A 2,249-nucleotide genomic window follows, 5' to 3' on the forward strand; every position below is an offset into this window, starting at 1 on the left:
AGTTTTCATTCTTTATTAAAAAAAGCAACAATTCATAACAATATTTACTTATCGCATGACGAATATATTAATGATGTTAAAAAATGAAATAAATGATATTCAAGCCGAAAAGAAAAGGATATAATAAATAAAAGTTTATAAACCTTTTTTACTAATACTTACTTTTTGGAGTGCACTCTAAAATGCAAGACTGCCTAAAAAAACATGACTAACATTTGGAACATTAGTTATATAATGACTAAAAAGACCTCCTGTTATTGATTCATATGCTGCAATTGTCATTTGTTTTTGTTGAAGTAATTGTACTAGTTCTTTAATCATTTTTCCCCTCACTTCATAAACTTTCTTTAATATTATACATTTATTAATATAATATGTAAGTAATATTAACATATCAAGGATAAGATATTTTTAGAAAAGAGGACTTAAAATGAATTGAGCCAATCGTATTACATTAATTCGGATTTTTTTAATCCCAGTTATTATTGCTTTAATGGTAATTGTTCCATTTGAAAATAGTTCCTTATATAATGGATGAGATCAATGATTAACAATTAAAGGAGATAATGTTACTTATTCATTACCAATTAGTTATTTAATTGCCGGGATTTTATTTATTATTGCTAGCTTAACTGACTTATTAGATGGTTTTATTGCTCGTCGCTACAATCAAGTCACAACATTTGGCAAATTTTTTGATTCAATCGCCGATAAATTACTAACAAATACTGTTTTAATTGTCTTTGCTTGTGCAAACATTATTCCAGTTTGAATGGTTGTATTGTTAATTGCTCGCGATTTTGTAATTGATGTTGTTCGCCAAATTTTAGCAACACAAAAAGTGGTGATGGCTGCTAATCAATTAGGACGTGTGCGAGCAGCAATGGAGATGTTTGGAATGACAATTTTATTTTTTATTGGTTTTCGTATGTTTAATGGTCATTCTTTAAAAACAGGCCAATGAGATGAATTTGGTTGAGTAAACCAAATTATTATGATTCCAATGTATTTAACAACGGTATTATCATTAGCGGCAGCAGGAAATTATATTTTCTTAAATCGTAAAACATTATTTGATATGACAGTTATTAAAAAAACAAAATTAGAAAATGGACAAGAAAATAATGAAAAAAACAAATAGTAATAGTTTAGAATGAGCTGTTGTTACTGGTGCTAGTAAAGGATTAGGATATTGTTATTGCGAAGAATTATTAAAACTTGGTTATAATGTTGTTGCTGTTGCTCGTGATACAACCCCTGTTACTGCTTTACAACAAAAATATCCAACACAAACAATTAAAATGATTAATTATGATTTAAGTAATTTAGAAAATTGTGAAAAATTATTTAATGATGTTGCAAAAGATAATGTAACAATTTTAATTAATAATGCTGGATATGGTGTATGAGGTTATTTTAATGAATTTAGTTTAGAGCAAGAAATGAATATGATTGATTTAAATATTAAAGCGCTCCATATTTTAACAAAATTATTTGTACAACGTTTTATAGCGCAACAACAAGGACGTGTTTTAAACATTGGTAGTTTAGCGGCATTTACGCCAGCCCCAGTTTTTGCTAGTTATTATGCTTCAAAAGCTTATGTCTGAAGTTTGGGAGTGGCGATTAATACGGAATTGAAAAAAACAAAATCACCAGTTCGAGTTATTACCTTATGTCCAGGACCGTTAAAAACTGATTTCTGAAATCGAAGTAGTAACCAGAAAGATGCAAAATATCATTCAACAGTGAAAGTTATGAAGACATCTACTTATGCTCGAAAAAGTTTACTAAAAGGATTAAAAGTAAAAAGAAAAAATTATATTGTAACAGGTAGTGTTAATAAAATTGTAAAAAAATTAACAAAATGAAGTCCCCAAAATTGAGTATTAACATCGGTTTACAATTATCAAAGAAAACGAAAATAAAAACAACAACAATGTTGTTGTTTTTATTTTTTATATTTCATGTTCTTTATCTGATAGACTGCACCCATTTTAGTAAGTACTAATAAAAAGTATTTACTATTTTTTTTATTATATCTTTTTCTTTACGATTTGAATATCATGTATTTCATTTTATAACATCTTGTATATATTCTTCATGTGAATTATATATTTTATTATGGATTGTAGCTTTCTTAAGTAATGAATGAAAACTTTCTATAACAATATTATCTGCACAGTGGTATTTTTTACCCATTGAAATTATAATACCGTTAGAGACACATTTATAGTGATAAATAGCGG

At 27.1% G+C, this 2,249-nt stretch carries 3 protein-coding genes and 1 pseudogene; 2 read left to right on the forward strand and 2 right to left on the reverse strand.

Annotation, left to right across the window (positions count from 1 at the left end):
- Positions 1-177 precede the first annotated feature (177 nt).
- Entirely contained in the window at positions 178-321 is a 144-nt protein-coding gene (locus D9R21_RS05800) for a CinA family protein (protein ID WP_241568804.1), read from the reverse strand.
- A 109-nt stretch (positions 322-430) separates the two neighbouring features.
- Between D9R21_RS05800 and pgsA the strand changes: the two genes are divergently transcribed.
- Together pgsA and D9R21_RS05810 are read left to right on the forward strand one after the other, a co-directional pair.
- On the forward strand, positions 431-1,141 hold the full coding sequence (gene pgsA, locus D9R21_RS05805) for a CDP-diacylglycerol--glycerol-3-phosphate 3-phosphatidyltransferase (protein ID WP_126821460.1): 711 nt from the start codon (positions 431-433) through the stop codon (positions 1,139-1,141).
- Positions 1,125-1,928, forward strand: coding sequence for an SDR family NAD(P)-dependent oxidoreductase (locus tag D9R21_RS05810; protein ID WP_126821461.1), 804 nt, complete (start codon positions 1,125-1,127; stop codon positions 1,926-1,928). Before pgsA ends, D9R21_RS05810 begins: the two co-directional genes overlap by 17 nt.
- A 79-nt stretch (positions 1,929-2,007) precedes the next feature.
- Here the strand turns inward: D9R21_RS05810 and D9R21_RS05815 are convergent.
- Positions 2,008-2,249: pseudogene (locus D9R21_RS05815) on the reverse strand (integrase core domain-containing protein); the annotation flags it as partial.

Source organism: Spiroplasma endosymbiont of Megaselia nigra, assembly GCF_003987485.1.
Taxonomy (GTDB): Bacteria; Bacillota_I; Bacilli_A; order Mycoplasmatales; family Mycoplasmataceae; genus Spiroplasma.